The organism is Bradyrhizobium sp. BRP56, from assembly GCF_020194035.1.
In the GTDB taxonomy this organism is placed as follows: domain Bacteria; phylum Pseudomonadota; class Alphaproteobacteria; order Rhizobiales; family Xanthobacteraceae; genus Bradyrhizobium; species Bradyrhizobium australafricanum.
Map to the genome: position 1 here is coordinate 21241 of NZ_JADYVV010000050.1, position 21916 is coordinate 43156.

Sequence of the window (21916 nt, forward strand, 5' to 3'; positions counted from 1 at the left end):
ATTTAACAAACGAATAATGTTGGCGATTACTATCGGATTATCCGATATAAGCTGGCTCTGCGGCCCGCCGGGCCGGTGAGACATTCACGCCGGGCGGCCAAAATAATTTATCCTGACGATGTCGTCCTGCGTGTCGCCCGGTCGACTGGGTGTCGGCGATCCAGCCGATCAAGAGGAGTTCTCAAGATGCAATATCTGTTGCTGATCTACCGGAGCGACGCGGAATATGGCCGCATGAATGCCGACGACCGCAAGGCCCTGTCGGCGGAATATGGCGTCTACACCCAGTCCATCATCCAGAGCGGACACTTCAAGGCGGGTGACGGGCTGCAGCCGGTGTCGACCGCGACCACCGTTCGGGTGCGCGACGGCAAGACGCTGACGACCGACGGGCCGTTTGCGGAAACCCGCGAACAACTCGGCGGCTATTATCTGGTCGATGCCAAGGATCTCGACACGGCGCTCGGCCTCGCGGCGCGGATTCCCGGCGCCAAGACCGGCTCGATCGAAGTCAGGCCGGTGATGATCTACGACAAGTGATGGTTTCGTCGTTCCGGGGCGCGCGAAGCGCGAACCCGGAACGACGAGATTCCGGGTTCGATGCTTCGCATCGCCCCGGAATGACGGTGTGACCATGACCCCCAGCCAGATCGAAAAAGTGTTTCGCGACGAGGCGGGGCGGGCGCTCGCAACGCTGATCCGTCTCGTCGGCGATTTCGACCTGGCCGAGGATGCGCTTCAGGATGCTTTTGCGGTGGCGCTGCAGCGCTGGCCGATCGGCGAATTCCCCTCCAATCCGCGGGCCTGGCTGGTCAATGTCGGCCGCAACAAGGCGATCGACCGCGTTCGCCGCGCGGCGACGTTTCGCGGCAAGCAGCAGGAACTGACGCATCAGATCCTGCTCGATGCGGAGTCCTCGCCCGAGCCGGCCGATGCAACGCTCGACGACGACATGCTGCGGCTGATCTTCACCTGCTGCCATCCGTCCTTTGCCGCCGAGGTCCAGGTCGCGCTGACCTTGCGCACGGTGTGCGGGCTGACGACGGTGCAGGTCGCGCGCGCCTTCCTGGTGAGCGAGGACGCCATGGCGCAGCGCCTCTTGCGCGCCAAGCAAAAGATAAAACTCGCCGGCATTCCCTATGAGGTGCCGGAGCGTGAAGCGCTGGAGCCGCGCCTCACCGGCGTGCTCGCGGTGATCTACCTCGTCTTCACCGAAGGTTATGCGGCAACCGCCGGCGAGGATCTGATGCGGCCCGATCTTGCGCGCGAGGCGATCCGGCTGGCGCGGCTGATCGATGCCCTGATACCGGCGCGCGGCGAGATCAAGGGGCTGCTGGCGCTGATGCTGCTGCATGATGCGCGTCGCGCCGGCCGCCAGACCGCCGGCGGCGATATCGTGCTGCTCGAGGAGCAGGATCGTTCGCTGTGGGATTTCCAGCAGATCGCCGAAGGCCTCGAACTGGTCGAGGAGGCACTGCGGATGCCGGGCCGGCCGCAGTCCTACGCCGTGCAGGCCGCGATCGCCGCGCTGCACGCGCGGGCACCGAGTTACAAGGACACCGATTGGCCGCAGATCGCCGGTCTTTACGAGGTGCTGCTGCGCATCAGCCCGTCGCCGGTGATCGAGCTCAATCACGCCGCCGCGGTGTCGATGGTCGATGGTCCGGCGCGCGCGCTCGACCTGATCGATGCGCTGGATGCGCGAGGCACTTTGAAGGGATATGACCAGCTGCCCGCGGTGCGCGCCGACCTGCTGCGCCGCCTCGGCCGCAAGGACGAAGCGCGGCAGGCCTATCTCGCCGCGACCGCGGCGACCCAGCTAGAACCGCTGCGCCGGCTCTATGCACGGCGGATTGCCGAGATGGGGTGACGCACCCCATCTCGTGCGTGGCCAGTGACGGCGCGCCATTCATCCACGATGGTCAGCGCGCCGTGAGGCGTTGAGCGTGCTCAGTACCCTGTCTTTGCCTTGGCGCCGGTGCTCGATTGCCCGGTCGTCGTCCCCTTCGACATGCCGGTCGTGGTGCCGGGTGCCATCTTCTTCTGCGCGTGATGGACCTTCTGGGTCTTGTGATGGGTCGACGACATGGTCTTGCTTTGGGTCGACATAGCGCCAGCGGCTGCCGGAGCGACAATGAGGCCGACGGCGGCGGCTCCTGCGATCAGTGCTTTGAACATGGACGAATCTCCACTCGGACCGCCCCACCTACAAAGACCGCTCATGCCGAAAAGTTCCAATGTGCACGCACACTTGGCCGGTAAATGCACCGCTCCTCGCGACGACGGACGGAGGCGAGCCTAGCTCGACGCGACCACCGTCGCCGCATCCGGCGGCAGGCTCTCGAGCAGCGCGTGCAGTGTGGCCATGGTGGAACGGTCGGCGATCCCGTCGATGCGCTCCGGGCGGAAGTGGCGCTGGAAGGCGGTGACGACCTCCATGGTCGGGCCGTCGAACTTGCCGTTGTTCGGGATGTTGTAGCCGTAGCGCCGGAACGCGGCCTGCATGTTGGAGACGCTGTCGCTGATCGCACCGAGCTGCAGCGCGTCGCCGCGCACGATCGGCGCCGGCTGCACCCAGTGCCCGACGCCGGAATTGGCCAGCGAGTGCCACGGGAATTTCTCGCCGGGATCCTTCTTGCGCGCCGGTGCCACGTCGGAATGGCCGAGCACGCGATGCGGGACCACCTTGCGGCGAAGCATGATGCCGCGGCACAGCGCGATGACAGCCGCGATCTGGCGCAGCGGAAAATCCGGATAGCCCCAATCGTGGCCGCGATTGACGATCTCGACGCCGATCGAGCAGGAGTTGATGTCGTCATCGCCAGCCCACGCGGACACGCCGGCGTGCCAGGCGCGCTTGCTCTCCGGCACGCACTGCACGATGCGGCCGTCCTCGAGCACGATGTAGTGCGCCGAGACCTCGGTGCCGGCCGTGCAGAGCTGGGTGATCGCACCCTCGACGTCGGGCATGCCGGTGTAGTGCAGCACGATCATGTCGGGTTGCCGGCCATTGGCGCGATCGCCGAAGTTCGCCGACGGGATCACGTCGGAGGCGATCGAGGAATCCGGCGTGAACGTCTTCGCGTCCGCCACCCCCTTTGGAACAGGGAGCGCGCGCTGACGCTTCGAATCAGCGTTGCCGGACGAAGACGAACTTGAAGCCATACGAATCACTCAAACCCGAACCAGGAGAAAGCATTTTGACACATGGATAAACAAATAGGCGTTTACTATTCCTTTACCGTGCGGGCCGCGCAATCGACCCCTGCCGGGTTCCATGATCCGCACGATGCGCCGCGCCATTGTGCCAGGAGCGGGTCGCGAGGGTATCACTCGAATGCGGATCAAAGCCGCGCGATTCCGCTAACCGATCATCAACGTTTTCTTAACGTTAAGTGCCGTTACTGAGAGGTGAAGTGCCGAACCGGTTTCGGGGGACGGCTAAAGGACGCTGAGCCCCGCTGTTTGCGCGAAATCCCATGGAAACCTCCCAATTCCGGTCGGATATCAGGATTTGCGGCCGAGGACGGGAGTTGGCGCTGGCGTCACGCAGCGGCTTTTTCACGCGTTTTCGAGCGAAGTGGATACCGGTTCGCGTGAAGAAAACGCGTCAAGACAGGAATCCAGAGCCCCGTTCCGATCCAATCGGAACGAAGAGGGCTCTGGGCGCGAGGATTCGAGGCGCAATGAGTCGGCGCGCACCCAGCTTGCATGCCAGTTACGCGGCCCCGCCCGGGAGCGGCGCATGAGCGAGCGTGCGCCGCGTCACATTTCGGTGCTGGGCCGCGAGGCGGTCGCGTATCTCGCGCCGCGCGCCGGCGGCGTCTATGTCGACGCCACCTTCGGTGCCGGCGGCTACAGCCGGGCGATCCTCGATGTCGCCGATACCCGCGTGATCGGCGTCGACCGCGACCGCACCGCGATAACCGGCGGCTTCGATCTGGTCGACGGCGCAGGCGGTCGGCTGACACTGGTCGAGGACCGCTTCTCCAACCTCGCCGAGGTCTGCGCATCGCAGGGGGTGGATAAAGTCGACGGCGTCGTGATGGATGTCGGCGTCTCCTCGATGCAGCTCGACCGGGCCGAACGCGGCTTCTCATTCCGGCTCGGCGGTCCGCTCGACATGCGGATGGCCCAGAGCGGCCCGACCGCGGCCGACGTGGTCGCGACCGCTTCCGAGAAACAGCTCGCCGACATCATCTATATCTTCGGCGAGGAGCGGCATTCGCGCGGCGTCGCCCGCGCCATCGTCGCCGCCCGCAAGGACGCGCCGATCACGACGACCGACGCGCTCGCCGATATCGTCGCGAAGGTCGTGCGCGCCAAGCCGAACGAGATCCATCCGGCGACGCGGACCTTTCAGGCGCTACGCATCTTCGTCAATGAGGAGCTCGATGAACTGCACGAGGCGCTCGCAGCGGCCGAGCGCGTGCTGAAGCCGGGCGGCCGGCTCGTCGTGGTTTCGTTCCATTCGCTGGAAGACCGCATCGTCAAGAATTTCCTCAGCCTGCGCGGCAAGGTCTCCGCCGGCTCGCGGCATTTGCCCGAAATGGCGCAAGCGGCGCCGAGCTTTCAGATCCTGACCAAGCGTCCGGTGACGCCCGATGAGGCCGAGCTTGCCGCCAATCCGCGCGCGCGATCGGCCAAGCTGCGTGCCGCCGAGCGCACCGCGGCGCCGGAGCACGCCGACGACGACCTGCCGTCATGGCCGCGGCTGTCCGACCTGAAGCGGGGAGGGTGACGATGCGCCTTCTCCATCTCCTCGTCATCGGCATGCTGATCTTCGCGGCGTCCTATGTCTACCGCATCAAGATGGAATCGACCGCGCGCGTCGAACGCGTGCTGCAGCTCAATGCCGAGATCCGCGAGCAGCGCAATGCGATCGCCGCGTTGCGCGCCGAATGGGCCAAGCTCGATGCGCCGCTCCGGCTGCAGGGCCTCGCCGAGCGCCATCTGCCGCTGAAGCCGGTCAACGCCAACCAGTACGATTCCCTGAAGAGCCTGCCGGAGCGGCCGCCGAGCTTCACGCGGCCCGGTTCGCGCGATCCGATCGGCGCGATGATCGACACCATCGAGGCCGCCGCGGCGCCCGACAGCACCACCGGATCGATCGACAAGGCGGCGACCGACCAGCCGGCCGCCGACCAGCCTGCGCCCGACAACTCCGGGCAGGGCGGGGGAGACCAGCAATGACGGGACCAGCCATGACCGATCCGGCACCCGCCAACACACCGGCCGTGAAACCCACCGAGCCCTGGAACCAGCGGCTGATCCGCACGCTGCTGTATGGCAGCAATGTCGACCGCGCCGCCAAGGCGCGCGCGCGCGTTGGCCTTGCCATCCTCGCTTTCGCCGCGGTCTATTGCGTGCTGGCGGGGAGGCTGGTGCTGTTCGCCGTCGGCGCCGACAGCCATGGCGCACGCCGCACCGCCTCGCAGGACGCCATCGCGACCGCGAGGCCCGACATCACCGACCGCAACGGCGAAATCCTCGCCACCGACGTCAAGGCGCCGAGCCTGTTCGCCGAGCCGCGCCGTCTCATCGACAAGGACGAGGCGATCGAGCTTTTGACCGGGGCCTTGCCCGATCTCGACACCAGCGAGGTGCGCGACCGCCTGTCGTCGCGCAAGGGCTTCGTCTGGCTGAAGCGCGAGATCACGCCGAAGCAGCAGAGCGACATCCATCGCCTCGGCCTTCCCGGCGTCGGCTTCCTGCGCGAGAACAAGCGCGTCTATCCGACCGGCAACGAGGTCGCCCACCTGATCGGCCTGGTCAACATCGACAACCAGGGCATCGCCGGCATGGAGAAGTGGCTGGACAGCAACGGTCTGGCCGATCTGCATCGCGCGGGCTTCGCCACCGACCGGCTGCAGAAGCCGGTGGAGCTGTCGGTCGACCTGCGCGTCGAGCACGCGCTGCGCGACGAATTGCTCAAGGCGAAAGAGAAGTTCAAGGCCAAGGCCGCCTCCGGGCTCGTCTCCAACGTGCGCACCGGCGAGATCGTGGCGATGGTCTCGCTGCCGGATTTCGATCCGAACAATCCGAAGGAGGCGCACGATCCCGATCGCATCAATCGCCTGACCACCGGCGTCTACGAGATGGGCTCGACCTTCAAGGCGTTCACGCTGGCGATGGCGCTGGATAGCGGCCGGTTCGACCTCAACTCGATGTGGGATGCGCGCGGCCCGCTGCACTACGGCAAGTTCGCGATCCATGACGATCACAACATGGGCCGCATGATCAACATGAAGGAGGTGTTCTACTATTCCTCCAACATCGGCGCCGGGCGCATTGCGCTGGCGATGGGCGTCGATGCGCACAAGGCCTTCCTGCGCAAGATGGGCCAGCTCGAGCGGCTGCGCACCGAACTGCCGGAGAGCGCGTCCCCGATCGTGCCGAAGAAATGGGGCGAACTGAACACCGTCACCATCTCGTTCGGTCACGGCATCGCTGTGGCGCCGCTGCAGGCGGTGATGGGCATCGACGCGCTGGTCAATGGCGGCTACCTGATCCCGCCGACCTTCCTGAAGCGCACCGAGCAGGAGGCGATGGCGCTCGCCAAGCGCGTCATCAAGCCCGAGACCTCGGACAAGATGCGCTATCTGATGCGGCTCAACGCCGAGATCGGCACCGCGAAGAAGGCCGACGTCAAGGGCTACTATATCGGCGGCAAGACCGGCACCGCGGAGAAGGTGATCAACGGCCGCTACGCCAAGAAGCGCGTGCTCAACGCCTTCACCGCGATCCTGCCCGCCGACAATCCGAAATACCAGCTCCTGATCATGCTCGACGAGCCACAGCCCCTGAAGGAAACCTACGGGTTCATCACCTCGGGCTGGAATGCGGTGCCGACCGGCGGCAACGTGATCGCCCGAATTGCGCCGCTTTTGGGCGTTGAACCGCGATTCGACCTGCCGCCGTCCGACCGCCTTATTCTTGCGGCATCCAGAACAACCCAGTAAGGCGTATACTCACGCGGCGCCAGAACGGCGCCGGCCAGACTGGAAGATCATGAGACTTCGCGACCTCTTCAGCGATGATGCCACGATCGATCCGAGTGCCTCCTCGCTCATTGTCGGAGGGCTTGCGGTCGACAGCCGCGCGGTGAAGCCGGGCGACCTGTTCTTCGCGCTGGCCGGCAGCAGGACCGACGGTGCGCGCTTCGTCGATGCGGCGATTGCCGCCGGCGCGGTCGCGGTCGCCAGCGACCATCTGCCGCAAGGTCACGCGCGCGCCCCCTTCGTCATCACGCCGAATCCGCGCCGCGCGCTGGCGCTCGCCGCGGCCAAATTCTTTTCCCGCCAGCCGGCGACGATCGCGGCGGTGACCGGCACCAGCGGCAAGACCTCGGTCGCAGCGTTCACGCGCCAGATCTGGCAGCGGCTCGGTCATTCCTCCGCCAGCATCGGCACCATCGGCCTCGTCTCGGACAAGCGCACGGTCTATGGCTCGCTGACCACGCCGGATCCGATCGCGCTGCATCGCCAGCTCGACGAGATCGCGAGCGACGGCGTCACCCATCTGGCGTTCGAGGCGTCCTCGCACGGCCTCGATCAGTATCGCCTCGACGGCGTGCGCATCGCAGCCGGCGGCTTCACCAATCTGTCGCGCGACCACATGGATTATCATCCCGATGTCGCGCATTACCTCAACGCAAAACTCCGGCTGTTCCGCGATCTGGTCGCGCCAGGCGGCGCCGCGGTGATCTCGGCCGATCATGACTGTTCGGGCGAGGTGATCGATGCGGCGCGCTCGCGCGGCCTGCGCATCATCACGGTCGGGCGCGACGCCGATGCAGGCGATGGCATCAAGCTCACCGATGCTGTCATCGAAGGCTTTGCACAGAAGCTCGCGATCGAGCACCGCGGGCGCAAATATGCGATCCGGCTGCCGCTGGTCGGCGAATTCCAGATCGAGAACGCGCTGGTCGCGGCCGGGTTTGCGATCGGCACCGGCAGCGCCGCCGACGACGTGTTCGGCTGCCTCGAACATCTCGAAGGCGCCAAGGGTCGGCTGGAATTCGTCGGCGAGCACAATGGCGCGCCGATCTTCGTCGACTACGCCCACAAGCCCGACGCACTCGCCAAGGCGCTGCAGGCGCTGCGGCCCTACGCCAGGCGCAAGCTTGTCGTGATCTTCGGCGCCGGCGGCGACCGCGACGCCGGCAAGCGTCCGATCATGGGCGCGATCGCGGCCGAGAATGCCGATCAGGTCATCGTCACCGACGACAATCCGCGCAGCGAGAAGCCGGAGGCGATCCGCGCCGCGATCATGGCGACGGCGAGGGGCGCGCGCGAGATCGGCGACCGCGCCGCGGCGATCCGCGCCGGCATTGCCGGCCTCGCGCCGGGCGATGCGCTGGTCGTTGCCGGCAAGGGCCACGAGGTCGGGCAGATCGTCGGCAACACGACGCTGCCGTTCAGCGATCATGAAGCGGTCGCCAGTGCACTGGCCGCGGAGGGCGCATGAGCACGATGTTGTGGACCTCGGATGCGATGGCGACGGCGATGCGCGCCGCCACGCAAGGCGCGCTGCCGGGCGGCGTCACCGGTCTCTCGATCGACAGTCGCACCATCGCGCCCGGCGAGGCGTATTTTGCGATCAAGGGCGACGTCCATGACGGCCATGCCTTCGTCGAGGCGGCACTGAAGGCCGGTGCCGCGCTCGCGGTGGTCGAGACCGCGCAACGGGCAAATTTTCCCACTGATGCGCCGCTGCTGGTGGTCGACGACGTGCTCGCCGGCCTCGTCGAGCTCGCGCATGCCTCGCGCGCGCGGCTCGACGCGCAGATCGTCGCGGTGACCGGCTCGGTCGGCAAGACCTCGACCAAGGAGGCGCTGCGCCGCGTGCTGTCGGCGCAGGGCGAGACCCATGCCTCGGTGGCGTCGTTCAACAATCATTGGGGCGTGCCGCTGTCGCTGGCGCGCTGCCCGGCCAGCACGCGCTTTGCGGTGTTCGAGATCGGCATGAACCATGCCGGCGAGATCACGCCGCTGGTGAAGATGGTGCGCCCGCACGTCGCAATCATCACCACGATCGAGCCGGTGCATCTGGAATTCTTCGCCGGCATCGAGGCGATCGCCGACGCCAAGGCGGAGATCTTCGCAGGGCTCGAGCCCGATGGCGCCGTCGTGCTCAACCGCGACAACGGGCAATTCGCGCGGCTGCAAAAGCAGGCCAAGCAGGCCGGCATCTCGCGCATCGTCTCGTTCGGCGCCGACAAGCGTGCCGAGGCGCGGCTGCTCGACCTGTCGCTGCACGCGACCTGCTCGGCGGTGCATGCGGATATTCTGGATCACGACATCACCTACAAGATCGGCATGCCCGGCCGGCACATGGCGATGAACTCGCTCGCGGTGCTCGCCGGTGCTTCGCTGCTCGGCGCCGATATCGCGCGCGCGGCGCTGTCGCTGTCGCAGCTCGAGGCGCCGACCGGCCGCGGCTTCCGCCGCACCCTCGAGGTCGGCCATGGCGAGGCGATGCTGATCGACGAGAGCTACAACGCCAACCCGGCCTCGATGGGGGCCGCGCTCAACGTGCTCGGCCAGGCCCAGACCGGGCCGCATGGCCGGCGCATCGCCGTGCTCGGCGACATGCTCGAGCTCGGGCCGACCGGGCCCGAACTGCACCGCGGCCTCAACGAGGCCGTGACCGCCAACCGCATCGACCTCGTATATTGTTGTGGTCCGCTGATGCGGAATCTGTGGGATGCCCTTTCCACCGGCAAGCGGGGAGGCTATGCCGAGAGCTCGGCGGCGCTCGAAGCGCAGGCGGTCGCCGCGGTCCGTGCCGGTGACGTGATCATGGTGAAGGGCTCGCTGGGATCGAAGATGAAGCTGATTGTCAGCGCGCTGGAAAAACGCTTCCCCGACAAGGCCGCGCACGAAGAAGCGGTATAGGACTCCTCGAATGTTCTACTGGTTGATCGAACTGTCCAACACCGTTCCGGGGTTTGGGGCGTTCCGCAGCGCTTTGAACGTGTTCCGCTACATCACCTTCCGCACCGGCGGCGCGATGGTGACCGGCGCATTGTTCGTGTTCCTGTTCGGGCCCTGGATCATCGATCATCTGCGGCTGCGGCAGGGCAAGGGCCAGCCGATCCGCACCGATGGTCCGCAGTCGCATCTGATCTCCAAGAAGGGCACGCCCACCATGGGCGGGCTGATGATCCTGTCCGGGCTCGTGGTGTCGACGCTGCTCTGGGCCAATCCGCTCAATCCCTATGTCTGGATCGTGCTGGCGGTGACGCTCGGCTTCGGCTTCGTCGGCTTCTATGACGATTATTTGAAGGTCACAAAGCAGTCGCACAGCGGCTTCGCCGGCAAGCTGCGGCTCCTGATCGAGGCGGCGATCGGGCTCGCCGCCACCTACGCGCTGGTCCGGCTCGGGCGCGACGTGTCGTCGACCTCGCTCGTGATTCCGTTCTTCAAGGACCTCGTGATCAATTTCGGCTGGTTCTTCGTGATCTTCGGCGCCTTCGTGATGGTCGGCGCCGGCAATGCGGTGAATCTCACCGACGGCCTCGACGGTCTTGCCATCGTGCCGGTGATGATCGCCGCCGCCAGCTTTGGCATGATCTCGTACCTGACCGGCAACGCGGTGTTCTCGGATTATTTGCAGATCAATTACGTCGCCGGCACCGGCGAACTGGCGGTGCTGTGCGGCGCGGTGCTTGGCGCGGGCCTCGGCTTCCTCTGGTTCAACGCGCCGCCGGCCTCGATCTTCATGGGCGACACCGGTTCGCTGGCGCTCGGCGGCATGCTTGGCGCGACGGCGGTTGCGGTGAAGCACGAGATCGTGCTCGCCGTGATCGGCGGCCTGTTCGTGCTGGAGGCGGTCTCGGTCATCGTCCAGGTCACCTCGTTCAAGCTCACCGGCAAGCGCGTGTTCCGGATGGCGCCGCTGCACCATCACTTCGAGCAGAAGGGCTGGACCGAGCCGCAGATCGTGATCCGGTTCTGGATCATCTCGGTGATGCTGGCGCTCGCCGGCCTGTCGACGCTGAAGCTGCGCTGATGGCTTCGCATCCCATTGACTGTCATTCCGGGGCCCGCGTAGCGAGAACCCGGAATCTCGAGATTCCGGATAACCGCTGCGCGGTTTCCGGAATGACAGGGAGATAGACATGATCCCGGTCACCTCCTTCTCCGGCAAGACGGTCGCGGTGTTCGGGCTCGGCGGCTCCGGGCTCGCGAGCTGCCACGCGCTGAAGGCCGGCGGCGCGGAGGTGATCGCGGCCGACGACAATGCCGACAACGTCGCCAAGGCGGCGCAGGCCGGCTTCACCACCGCTGATCTGCGCACCGTGTCGTGGGTGAATTTCGCCGCGCTGATCCTGACCCCCGGCGCGCCGCTGACCCATCCGGCGCCGCATTGGAGCGTGCTGAAGGCGCGCGAGGCGGGGTGCGAAGTGATCGGCGACGTCGAACTGTTCTGCCGCGAGCGGCGCCGTCACGCGCCGAACGCGCCGTTCGTCGCCATCACCGGCACCAACGGCAAATCGACCACCACCGCGCTGATCGCGCATCTGATTGATGTCGCCGGCTACGACACCCAGATGGGCGGCAATATCGGCACCGCGATCCTGTCGCTGGAGCCGCCGCGCATGGGGCGTGTCCATGTGATCGAGATGTCGTCCTACCAGATCGACCTCGCACCGTCGCTCGATCCGTCGGTCGGTATCCTGATCAACATCAGCGAGGATCACATCGACCGTCACGGCACGCTTGAGCATTACGCCGCGGTCAAGGAGCGGCTGGTCGCCGGCGTGCAGGCCGGCGGCACCGCGATAACAGGCGTCGACGACATCTGGTGCCGCAACATCGCCGACCGGCTCGATCGCGCCGGCAAGCGCGTGGTGCGCATCTCGGTGAAGAACCCGCTGCCCGACGGCCTCTATGTCGAGCACGAGACCATCGTGCGCGCATCTGGCGCGGCGCGCAGCGAGATCGCGCGGCTAGGCGGCATCGGCTCGCTGCGCGGCCTGCACAATGCGCAGAACGCCGCCTGCGCCTCGGCCTGCGCGCTGGCGATGGGGATCGCGACCGACGTGCTGCAGAACGGCCTGCGCAGCTTCCCGGGTCTTGCGCATCGCATGGAGCAGGTCGGCCGCCGCGGCAACGTGCTGTTCGTCAACGACTCCAAGGGCACCAACGCGGATGCGGCCGCGCATGCGCTGTCCTCGTTCGCCGACATCTACTGGATCGCCGGCGGCAAGCCGAAGGCCGGCGGCATCACCAGCCTGACCGAATATTTCCCGCGCATCCGCAAGGCCTATCTGATCGGCGAGGCGGCGGCCAAATTCTCCGGCACGCTCGGCGAGCGCGTCCCGCACGACATGTCGGGCACGCTCGACGTAGCGATCGCCAGCGCCGCGCGCGATGCCGAGGCGTCGGGGCTCGCGGAAGCCGTCGTGCTGCTGTCGCCGGCCTGCGCCTCGTTCGACCAGTACCGCAATTTCGAAATCCGTGGCGCCGCCTTCCGCGACATCGTGCAAGCGCTGCCCGGCGTCAAGCCGGTGGTGTGACGATCACGTAGGGCGGATTGGCACAGCGTAATCCGCCGTTCGGTGCCGGGCGATGACACCGAGATGAAGTACGCAGTGACGGTGCGTCGTATCGCGCGAGAACCATCCTCATCGTCGTCCTGGCGAGAGCCAGGACCCATTACCCCAAATCTCAATCGTTGCGCGACGCTGGGGCCGCGGTAGCGTCCATTATCAAGTGCGGTGGTTATGGGTCCTGGCTTTCGCCAGGACGATGTCGGGATGGGATCAACCACCTCCCTCAAAAGTTACCCATCCCGTTAACCCCTTGGAAACCATCCTGCGCCACGAATGGACGTTATCTCTGCCATCTGGGGACGCCCATGCTCGCCCGTGACCAACGCACCCCGTTCTCGGACTGGTGGTGGACCGTCGACAAGCTGCTGCTTGTGGCGATCGCCGCGTTGATGCTGGCCGGCGTCATCCTGTCGCTGGCGGCGAGCCCGCCGGTGGCGACCCGGATCGGGCTCGATCCGTTCCACTTCTTCAACCGCCACGTCATGTTCCTGGTGCCGTCGCTGATGGTGCTGATCGGCGTCTCGTTCATGACGCCGCGGCAGATCCGGCGCACCGCGCTGATCGTGTTCGCGGTCTCGATCGCGCTGATCGTGCTGACGCTGCTGGTCGGGCCCGAGGTCAAGGGCTCGCGGCGCTGGATCACGCTGCTCGGCGTCAACATCCAGGCCTCCGAAGCCGCAAAACCCTCCTTCGTCATCGTCGCGGCCTGGCTGTTTGCGGAATCGACCAAGCGGCCCGAGATGCCGGCGACCTCGATGGCGCTGGTGCTGTTGCTGACGCTGGTCACGCTGCTGGTGATGGAGCCCGACTTCGGTCAGACCATGCTGATCCTCACGGTCTGGGGCGCGCTGTTCTTCATCGCGGGCATGCGGATGATCTGGGTGTTCGGGCTCGCCGGCGCGGCGGGCGCGGGCCTGTTCGGCGCCTATCTCCTCGTGCCGCACGTCGCCGGCCGCATCAAGCGCTTCATGAATCCTGCCTCCGGCGACACCTTCCAGGTCGACACCGCGATGGAGGCGTTCTGGAACGGCGGCTGGTTCGGCTTGGGGCCGGGCGAGGGCATCGCCAAGCGCAGCCTGCCGGACAGCCACACCGACTTCGTATTCGCGGTCGCGGCGGAAGAGTTCGGCATCATCCTCTGCCTGATGCTGGTCGCGCTGTTCGGTTTCATCGTGATCCGCACGCTGACCCGCGCCTATGCCACCGAGGACATGTTCTCGCGCTTTGCGGCGTCGGGGCTTGCGATCCTGTTCGGCGTGCAGGCGACCATCAACATGGCGGTCAACCTGCAACTGATCCCGGCCAAGGGCATGACGCTGCCGTTCATCTCTTATGGCGGTTCCTCGTTCGTGTCGCTTGCCTATGGCGTCGGCATGATGCTGGCGCTCACGCGGCAGCGGCCGCGCACCGAGATCGAATCTATGGAAGGCGCCAGCGCTCAGCGCGCCTACGCGTAGGTGAACCCTTGTTGTCATTGCGAGGAGCGAAGCGACAAAGCAATCCATCCCTCCGTTCTGCGGGGCGATGGATTGCTTCGCTTCGCTCGCAACGACGATGTAAAAGGCGGCCATGGACAACGCGCCCCTGATTCTGCTGGCGGCCGGTGGCACCGGCGGCCATCTGTTCCCGGCCGAAGCGCTCGCCGTGGAATTGATCAGGCGTGGCCTGCGCGTCCGGCTCGCCACTGACGGCCGCGCGCTGCGCTATTCCGGCCTGTTCGGCAGGGAGAGCATCGACCTCGTGCCGAGCGCGACCGTGCGCAGCCGCAACCCGATCTCGCTGGCGCGCACCGTGCTGATGCTCGGCTATGGCACGCTGGTCGCCGCCAACCTGGTGCGCCGGCTGAAGCCCGCGGCCGTGGTCGGCTTCGGCGGCTACCCGACCTTGCCGCCGCTGATGGCGGCGCGGTTGCTCGGCGTTCCCGGCATCATCCACGACGCCAATGCGGTGCTCGGCCGCGCCAATCGTTTCCTCTCCGGCCGCGTCAACGCGATCGCGACCTCGCTGCCCGGCGTGCTCGATCGCGATCCCGCGCTGGCCGGCAAGGCCACCACGGTCGGCACGCCGATGCGGCCGGCGATCCTTGCGGCTGCGGCAGTGAAGTACACGCCGCCCGAGGCGAACGGTCCGCTGCGCCTACTCGTCGTCGGCGGCAGCCAGGGCGCGCGGGTGATGAGCGATATCGTGCCGCCCGCGATCGAGCAGCTCGCGCCCGCGCTGTGGAGCCGCCTGATCGTCACCCAGCAGGTGCGCGAAGAGGACATGAACCGGGTGCGCGCGGTCTATGACCGGCTCGAGATCAACGCCGAACTCGCGCCGTTCTTCGCCGACCTGCCGGCGCGCCTCGCCTCGAGCCAGCTCGTGATCTCGCGCTCCGGCGCCGGCACGGTCGCCGAGCTCGCCGCGATCGGCCGGCCCTCGATCCTGGTGCCGCTGCCCGGCGCGATCGATCAGGACCAGTTTGCCAATGCCGGCGTGCTGTCGCAGGCGAGCGGCGCGCTGCGCATCGCGCAGAGCGACTTCACGCCCGAGCGGCTGGCCGCTGACATTTCGGCCTTCGCCGCCGAGCCCGCGAAACTGACCGCGATGGCGGAAGCCGCGCGCGGCGTCGGCCGGCTCGATGCCGCCGAGCGGCTGGCCGATCTGGTTGCGAAAGTGGCCGGAATTTAGGCCGCTTTCGAGGAATTTCGGCCGTGGGACGCCATGGCCGGGCTTGTCCCGGCCATATCAGTCTTTCATAAGTCGGAGAATTGCCGGGGTGAGTCCGGAGACGATGAAGGTGCTAGCATCATGAGACTGCCGCGCGAGATCGGACCCATTCACTTCGTCGGGATCGGCGGCATCGGCATGAGCGGCATCGCCGAGGTGCTGATCAATCTCGGCTACACCGTGCAGGGTTCCGATGCTTCGGACAATTACAACCTCGACCGCTTGCGCAAGAAGGGCGCCAAGGTCTCGGTCGGCCACGCCGCCGAGAATGTCGACGGCGCCGACGTCGTCGTGGTCTCGACTGCGATCAAGCGCGACAATCCCGAACTGATGGCGGCCCGCGCGCGGCGCATTCCGGTGGTGCGGCGCGCCGAGATGCTGGCGGAACTGATGCGGCTGAAGAGCTGCGTCGCGATCGCCGGTACCCATGGCAAAACCACCACGACGACGATGGTGGCGACCCTGCTCGACGCCGGCGGGCTCGACCCGACCGTGATCAATGGCGGTATCATCAACGCCTATGGCTCCAACGCGCGGCTCGGTGCCGGCGACTGGATGGTGGTCGAAGCCGACGAGAGCGACGGCACCTTCCTGAAGCTGCCGTCCGATGTCGTCATCGTCACCAATATCGACCCCGAGCATCTCGATCACTTCAAGACCTTCGAGGCGATCCAGGACGCGTTCCGCAATTTCGTCGAGAACGTTCCGTTCTACGGCTTTGCGGTGATGTGCACCGATCACCCCGTGGTGCAAACTCTCGTCGGCAAGATCGAAGACCGCCGCATCATCACCTACGGCCAGAACCCGCAGGCCGATGCGCAGCTTAAGGATCTGACGCCGACGGGCGGCGGCTCGAAATTCTCGGTCGCGATCCGCGATCGCAAGTCCGGCGCGGTCCATGAGATCGCCGATATCATGCTGCCGATGCCGGGGCGCCACAACGCATCGAATGCGACGGCGGCGATCGCGGTCGCGCACGAACTCGGCGTGTCCGACGACGTCATCCGCCAGGCCATGACCGGCTTCGGCGGCGTCAAGCGGCGCTTCACCAAGACCGGCGAAACCAACGGCATCACCGTGATCGACGATTACGGTCATCATCCGGTCGAGATCGCAGCCGTGCTGAAGGCGGCGCGGGAATCCGTCAATGGCAAGATCGTCGCCGTGGTGCAGCCGCATCGCTATACCCGCCTGCAATCCTTGTTCGAGGAATTCTGCACCTGCTTCAACGATGCCGATGCGGTCGTGGTCGCCGAGGTCTATCCGGCCGGCGAGGCGCCGATCGCCGGCATCGACCGCGACCATTTCGCCGCCGGCCTGCGCGCCCACGGCCATCGCAACGTTGTCCCGCTGCCGAACGCGGGCGAGCTCGCGAAGATCGTGCACGGTCTTGCCAAGCCCGGTGACCTCGTCGTCTGCCTCGGCGCCGGCAACATCACGCAATGGGCCTACGCGCTGCCCGGCGAATTGAAGGCGTTGGGGTGATGATGGCCTCGTATCCATCCACGTCATGGCCGGGCTTGTCCCGGCCATCCACGTCTTCACTGCACTATCGTGTCGTACAGGTCGTCCCAGTTCGGATTCGCTGCGATGATCTTGCGGATCTTCCAAGCGCGCGGCCCATGCTTGATGGTGTGTTCGCGCTGGATGGCTGTACGGATGTCGTCAAAGTGCTCAAAGTAGACGAGTCGCTTCAGTCCGAATCGCTTGGTGAAGCCGTCGACGAAGCCGGAACGGTGCTCGAATATCCGGCGGACGAGATCGCTCGTTACCCCGACGTAGAGCACGCCGTTCGGACGGTTGGTCAGAAAATAAACGTATCCCCCTGCCATGTGGAGATACTGCAAGACGTGGATGGCCGGGACAAGCCCGGCCATGACGGATGGAGAGGTCACCCATGACCTTCCCCGACATCACGCCCGACCTGAAAGCCGCGATGCCGGAGCTGCGCGGGCGGCTGCTGGCGAACCAGTCGCTGGCCGAGTTGACCTGGTTTCGCGTCGGCGGCCCGGCACAGGTGTTGTTCACGCCGGCAGATGAAGATGACCTCGTATATTTCCTGAAGCGCCTGCCGCAGGAATTGCCGGTCTATGTCGTCGGCGTCGGCTCCAATCTGATCGTGCGCGATGGCGGCATGCCCGGCGTCGTGATCCGGCTCGCGCCGCGCGCCTTCGGAGAGACCAGCGCGGCCGGCGATGTCGTCACCGCCGGCGCTGCGGCGCTCGACAAGCGCGTCGCCGAGACGGCTGCGTCTGCTGACATCGGCGGCATGGAATTCTTCTTCGGCATTCCCGGCACCGTCGGCGGCGCGCTGCGCATGAATGCCGGCGCCAATGGCGGCGAGACCAAGGACGTGCTGATCGAGGCCACCGGCATCGACCGCGACGGAACGAAGCATAGGTTCGGCAATGCCGACATGAAGTTCGTATACCGCAACAGCGGCGTCGATCCGTCCATCGTCTTCACCTCGGCGCGCTTCCGCGGCACGATCACTGATGCCGATGCGATCCGCGCCCGCATGAACGAGGTGCAGAGCCATCGCGAGACCGCGCAGCCGATCCGCGAGAAGACCGGCGGCTCGACCTTCAAGAATCCGCCCGGCAACAGCGCCTGGAAGCTGATCGACGCCGCCGGCTGCCGCGGCCTCAAGGTCGGCGGCGCGCAGGTGTCGGAGATGCACTGCAATTTCCTGATCAACACCGGCAACGCCACCGGGCACGACATCGAGACGCTCGGCGAGACGGTGCGTGAACGGGTCAAGCAAAGCAGCGGAATTGAGCTACACTGGGAAATCAAGCGGATCGGGAATTCATCCTAGTCGTCATTCCGGGGCGATGCGCAGCATCGAACCCGGAATCTCGAGAGTCCGGTCTGGTGCTTCGGACCATCCCGGAATGACGGAAGCAGCGAAGACAGGCAAAGAAGATGCAGGTGACCATTCTGTTCGGCGGCACCAACAAGGAGCGGCTGGTCTCGGTGGCGAGCACGCAGGCGCTGCACCGCGCGCTGCCCGACGCGGATCTCTGGTTCTGGGATGTCGACGACACCGTGCACGCGGTGACGTCGGAAAAACTGCTCGGCCACACGCGGCCGTTCGAGGTCGACTTCAAACCCGACGGTCGCGGCATCGCGCTCGACCAGGCGCTCGACAAGGCGAGCGCCGAGCAGCGTGTGCTGGTGTTCGGTTTGCATGGCGGCCGCGCCGAGAATGGCGAATTGCAGGCGATGTGCGAGATGCGCAATGTCGCGTTCACCGGTTCCGGCTCGGCATCGTCGCATCTGGCGTTCGACAAGCCGTCGGCAAAGCGCTTCGCCGCGATCGCAGGCCTCAACGCGCCGCAGGGCATCAATGTCGAACAGATCGATGACGCCTTTGCGAAACACGGCAAGCTGATTGCAAAACCGGCCAAGGACGGATCGAGCTACGGGCTGATCTTCGTCAACGCGAAGCAGGATCTCGTCGCGGTCCGCAATGCCGCAAAGCATGAAGAATATCTGATCGAGCCGTTCGTATCGGGCGTGGAGGCGACCTGCGGCGTGCTCGAGCAGTCCGACGGCTCCGTGTTCGCGCTGCCGCCGATCGAGATCGTGCCGGGGGAGGGAACCTTCGACTACACAGCCAAATACCTTTTGAAGTCGACCCAGGAGATCTGTCCCGGCCGCTTTGCGCCCGAGGTCAGCGCCGCGATCATGGACCATGCGCTGCGGGCGCACCGCGCGCTGTCCTGCACCGGCTACTCGCGCAGCGATTTCATCGTCTCGGCCAATGGCCCGGTCTATCTCGAGACCAACACCCTGCCGGGGCTCACCGCGGCATCACTGTACCCTAAGGCCTTGAAAGCACAGGGCATCGCCTTTGCCGACTTCCTCACCGACCAGATCGAGCTGGCCCGCCGCCGCGTCCGAAGTTAATGCCCGGCCGGGGAACCCGCCCTGGTCGGCCGGATGGAACCCGGGCGCTGTTGCTAAAATGCTAACGAGTTCGCGGCAAAGTACTCACAGCGTTGGTCAAAACACGCTCCAGGCCGAAGTCATTTACCCTTTGTTTACCAGGAAGCCCGAAGGTTAACGCTGGCGGCGCATGTAGCGCTTGGCTGCCGGGGCGTGAGCTGTCGCGGATTACCGCTTCGAGGATCGCAACCAGGGAACAGGGGGCCACTCTAATCCCACCGGTCTAGCCGAGACGTGATTTGTGCCGGGACCCGCGGGGTTTGCGGGCGCAACATGTGACGAGCTCGTGCAATGGATGGTGCAGGACGCCTCACCCGATCGCTGCGATCGCTGGGGCCTCAAGCTGACCTGAGAGCAGCCGCTATTGGAGCGGCGGTGCTGCTGCGCGAGTATGTCGGCGCCCATCTCGCGCGCCGCAGGCGGCATCCCGCCAAGCGGCCGCAAGTCATCATCGATCGCGAGCCGCCGAACCGCTACATCCTGATGGTCGAACGTTATCTGCCGCGCCGCATCGGGCTGGTCGCGACGCTCGCGATCCTGTTCGGCAGCCTGGGCCTCGGCATCGTCAAGGGCGGCCATGTCGAGGAATTCACCACCGCGCTCAGCGACGCCCGCAACGCGCTCGCCAACACCGCCGGCTTCCGCATCACCACCGTCGGTATCAACGGCCGCAAGCAGCTGAGCCAGGACGAGGTGCTCGCGATCGGCGGCGTCAACGGCCGCTCCTCGCTGCTGTTCCTCGACGCCGACACCGTGCGCGCCAAGCTGAAGGCCAATCCCTGGATCGCGGATGCCACGATCCTGAAGCTCTATCCGGGCCGGCTGCAGATCGACATCGTCGAGCGCACCGCCTTCGCGCTGTGGCAGCAGAACGGCCGCCTGTCGGTGATCGCCTCCGACGGCGCGGTGCTCGAGCCCTACGTCTCGCGCCGCTTCCTCAATCTGCCGCTGGTGGTCGGCAAGGGCGCCGACGTCAGGGCCCACGACTTCCTGGCGCTGCTCGACCGTTATCCGCAGGTCCGTTCGGTGACCAAGGCCGCGATCTTCGTCGGCGAGCGGCGCTGGAACCTGCGCCTCAAGGACGGTCTCGACGTTCGCCTGCCGGAGAACGACGTCGGCAACGCGCTCGCTGCGCTCTCCAGGCTCGACAAGGACGAGAAACTGTTCTCGCGCGACATTGTCGCCGTCGACATGCGGCTGCCCGATCGGCTGATCGTGCAATTGTCCGAGGACGCCGGCAAGGCGCGCGACGAGCTGTTCAAGGACAAGAAGTCCAAGAAGAAGGCCGGTGACTCCGCATGACCGGCCTCGATCGCAACCTGACCCCGAAGACCCGCCCGATGCAGAAGCGCACCGCGATGGTGGCTTCGCTTGATGTCGGCTCCAGCAAGATCGCCTGCATGATCGCGCGGCTGAGGCCGTCGCCGCCGAACGAGGCGCTGCGCGGACGCACCCATGCGGTCGAATTGATCGGCTACAGCCAGATCCAGTCGCGCGGCGTCAAGGCCGGCTCCGTCGTCGATCTCGCCGAATGCGAGAAGGCGGTGCGTCACGCGGTGGCGCTGGCCGAACGCATGGCCAAGGTCCGTGTCGAATCCGTCCTGCTGTCGGTCTCCGGCGGCCGGCAGCACGGCCAGCTGGTCGAAGCCGCGGCCGATATCCGCGGCGGCTCGGTCACCTCGGACGATATCAGCCGCGTCACGTCCGCCGGCATGCGCCACGCCGCGGGCGCCGGCCGCACCGTGCTGCACGCGCTGCCGGTCGGCTACGCGCTCGACGGCGTCAAGGGCATTCGCGATCCCAGAGGCATGGTGGCGCGCCAGTTCGGCGTCGACATGAACGTGGTGACGTCGGACGCGACGGTCGCCAAGAACCTGATGCTGGTTGTCGAGCGCTGCCATCTCAACGTCGAAGCCATGGCGTCGAGCCCCTATGTCGCGGGTCTCTCGGTGCTGACCGACGACGAAGCCGATCTCGGCGCTGCCGTCGTCGAGATGGGCGCGGGATCGACCACGATCGCGACATACTCCGGCGGACGTCTCGTGCACGCATCCGGATTTGCGCTGGGCGGGCAACACATCACGATGGACCTTGCGCGCGGCATCGGCGCATGCATTGCGGATGCCGAGCGAATCAAGACCTTATACGGAACGGTGCTGACCGGCGGTTCGGACTCGCGCGAGCTGATGTCCGTTCCCACTGCAGGCGATGATCGGGAGACACCGCAAATCGTGTCCCGCGCCACGATTGCGAACATTGTCCGGCATCGCGCCGAGGAGATTTTCGAAATGGTCCGTGACCGGCTCGCGGATTCCCCCTTTGCGGCAGAGCCGAGGGCGCGCGTCGTGCTGAGCGGCGGCGCCTCGCAGCTCACCGGCACCGTCGAGCTTGCCACCCGCATCCTGAACCGTCAGGTCCGCATCGGCCGTCCGCTCGGCTTCGGCCGGCTGCCGAACGAGGCGAAGGGCGCCTCATTCTCGGTGCCGACGGGCCTCCTGGTCTATCCGCAATACGCACATCTTGAACATGTCGAACCGCGGCGCACGCGGCAGCTCAGGACAGGGACAGACGGTTACTTCGGAAAGGTCGGACGATGGCTTCGCGAGGGCTTCTGATGACCGCACCCCGGCTCACTGCATTTTCACCAGCTCCGGCGGCCAGCGGCCGGGACGAACCAACGCGCGCATAATCGAG

19 protein-coding genes and 1 pseudogene are annotated in these 21916 nt (G+C 66.2%); 17 read left to right on the top strand and 3 right to left on the bottom strand.

The annotated features are described in order from the left end of the window. Positions 1-186: 186 nt before the first annotated feature. Together I6F38_RS29400 and I6F38_RS29405 are read left to right on the top strand one after the other, a co-directional pair. On the top strand, positions 187-540 hold the full coding sequence (locus I6F38_RS29400) for a YciI family protein (protein ID WP_057014988.1): 354 nt from the start codon (positions 187-189) through the stop codon (positions 538-540). Between the two features lie 94 nt (positions 541-634). Next, complete coding sequence (locus tag I6F38_RS29405; protein WP_225162868.1) at positions 635-1870, top strand: RNA polymerase sigma factor; 1236 nt, start codon at positions 635-637, stop codon at positions 1868-1870. A gap of 80 nt (positions 1871-1950) precedes the next feature. On the opposite strand, the gene I6F38_RS29410 is transcribed toward I6F38_RS29405, so the two are convergent. Together I6F38_RS29410 and I6F38_RS29415 are read right to left on the bottom strand one after the other, a co-directional pair. Next, positions 1951-2178, bottom strand: a complete 228-nt coding sequence (locus I6F38_RS29410; RefSeq protein WP_016840052.1) for a hypothetical protein — start codon at positions 2176-2178, stop codon at positions 1951-1953. A gap of 120 nt (positions 2179-2298) precedes the next feature. Further along, on the bottom strand, positions 2299-3165 hold the full coding sequence (locus tag I6F38_RS29415; protein ID WP_176937093.1) for an N-acetylmuramoyl-L-alanine amidase: 867 nt from the start codon (positions 3163-3165) through the stop codon (positions 2299-2301). Positions 3166-3745: 580 nt separating this feature from the next. Between I6F38_RS29415 and rsmH the strand changes: the two genes are divergently transcribed. The 10 genes from rsmH to murC all read left to right on the top strand — a co-directional run bounded on the left by rsmH (position 3746) and on the right by murC (position 16756). Further along, complete coding sequence (rsmH, locus tag I6F38_RS29420) at positions 3746-4741, top strand: 16S rRNA (cytosine(1402)-N(4))-methyltransferase RsmH (RefSeq protein ID WP_225162844.1); 996 nt, start codon at positions 3746-3748, stop codon at positions 4739-4741. Between the two features lie 2 nt (positions 4742-4743). Further along, complete coding sequence (locus tag I6F38_RS29425; protein ID WP_225162845.1) at positions 4744-5193, top strand: hypothetical protein; 450 nt, start codon at positions 4744-4746, stop codon at positions 5191-5193. Between the two features lie 11 nt (positions 5194-5204). After that, complete coding sequence (locus I6F38_RS29430; protein WP_225162869.1) at positions 5205-6962, top strand: penicillin-binding protein 2; 1758 nt, start codon at positions 5205-5207, stop codon at positions 6960-6962. A 49-nt stretch (positions 6963-7011) separates the two neighbouring features. Continuing rightward, positions 7012-8469, top strand: a complete 1458-nt coding sequence (locus I6F38_RS29435; RefSeq protein ID WP_225162846.1) for a UDP-N-acetylmuramoyl-L-alanyl-D-glutamate--2,6-diaminopimelate ligase — start codon at positions 7012-7014, stop codon at positions 8467-8469. Next, the gene (locus I6F38_RS29440; protein ID WP_225162847.1) at positions 8466-9899 is read left to right on the top strand and encodes a UDP-N-acetylmuramoylalanyl-D-glutamyl-2,6-diaminopimelate--D-alanyl-D-alanine ligase; all 1434 of its coding nucleotides are present in this window, start codon (positions 8466-8468) and stop codon (positions 9897-9899) included. Before I6F38_RS29435 ends, I6F38_RS29440 begins: the two co-directional genes overlap by 4 nt. Before the next feature lie 10 nt (positions 9900-9909). Continuing rightward, the gene (mraY, locus tag I6F38_RS29445; RefSeq protein ID WP_016846578.1) at positions 9910-11016 is read left to right on the top strand and encodes a phospho-N-acetylmuramoyl-pentapeptide-transferase; all 1107 of its coding nucleotides are present in this window, start codon (positions 9910-9912) and stop codon (positions 11014-11016) included. Positions 11017-11125: 109 nt separating this feature from the next. Then, positions 11126-12526, top strand: coding sequence for a UDP-N-acetylmuramoyl-L-alanine--D-glutamate ligase (gene murD, locus I6F38_RS29450; RefSeq protein WP_225162848.1), 1401 nt, complete (start codon positions 11126-11128; stop codon positions 12524-12526). Between the two features lie 341 nt (positions 12527-12867). Beyond that, a complete protein-coding gene (gene ftsW, locus I6F38_RS29455; RefSeq protein ID WP_016846580.1) occupies positions 12868-14019 on the top strand; it encodes a putative lipid II flippase FtsW in 1152 nt (383 codons plus the stop codon). 112 nt (positions 14020-14131) lie between these two features. Next, positions 14132-15232: an undecaprenyldiphospho-muramoylpentapeptide beta-N-acetylglucosaminyltransferase gene (gene murG / locus I6F38_RS29460; protein ID WP_225162849.1), complete on the top strand. Its 1101-nt coding sequence runs from the start codon at positions 14132-14134 to the stop codon at positions 15230-15232. A 120-nt stretch (positions 15233-15352) separates the two neighbouring features. Then, complete coding sequence (gene murC, locus I6F38_RS29465; protein ID WP_225162850.1) at positions 15353-16756, top strand: UDP-N-acetylmuramate--L-alanine ligase; 1404 nt, start codon at positions 15353-15355, stop codon at positions 16754-16756. Positions 16757-16812: 56 nt separating this feature from the next. On the opposite strand, the gene I6F38_RS29470 is transcribed toward murC, so the two are convergent. Next, on the bottom strand, positions 16813-17148 hold the full coding sequence (locus tag I6F38_RS29470) for a GIY-YIG nuclease family protein (RefSeq protein ID WP_225162870.1): 336 nt from the start codon (positions 17146-17148) through the stop codon (positions 16813-16815). Positions 17149-17168: 20 nt separating this feature from the next. On the opposite strand from I6F38_RS29470, the gene murB reads away from it, so the two are divergent. The 5 genes and pseudogenes from murB to ftsA all read left to right on the top strand — a co-directional run bounded on the left by murB (position 17169) and on the right by ftsA (position 21837). Then, positions 17169-18089 (top strand): UDP-N-acetylmuramate dehydrogenase, encoded by a 921-nt coding sequence (gene murB / locus I6F38_RS29475; RefSeq protein ID WP_225162851.1) that lies wholly within the window; start codon positions 17169-17171, stop codon positions 18087-18089. A gap of 107 nt (positions 18090-18196) precedes the next feature. After that, positions 18197-19183, top strand: coding sequence for a D-alanine--D-alanine ligase (locus tag I6F38_RS29480; protein WP_225162852.1), 987 nt, complete (start codon positions 18197-18199; stop codon positions 19181-19183). Positions 19184-19249: 66 nt separating this feature from the next. Beyond that, positions 19250-19574, top strand: a pseudogene (locus tag I6F38_RS29485) (D-alanine--D-alanine ligase); the annotation flags it as partial. Next, the gene (locus I6F38_RS29490) at positions 19514-20524 is read left to right on the top strand and encodes an FtsQ-type POTRA domain-containing protein (RefSeq protein ID WP_225162853.1); all 1011 of its coding nucleotides are present in this window, start codon (positions 19514-19516) and stop codon (positions 20522-20524) included. The pseudogene I6F38_RS29485 and the gene I6F38_RS29490, both read left to right, overlap by 61 nt. Beyond that, positions 20521-21837, top strand: a complete 1317-nt coding sequence (gene ftsA / locus I6F38_RS29495; protein WP_028332543.1) for a cell division protein FtsA — start codon at positions 20521-20523, stop codon at positions 21835-21837. Before I6F38_RS29490 ends, ftsA begins: the two co-directional genes overlap by 4 nt. The last annotated feature ends 79 nt before the right edge of the window (positions 21838-21916 follow it).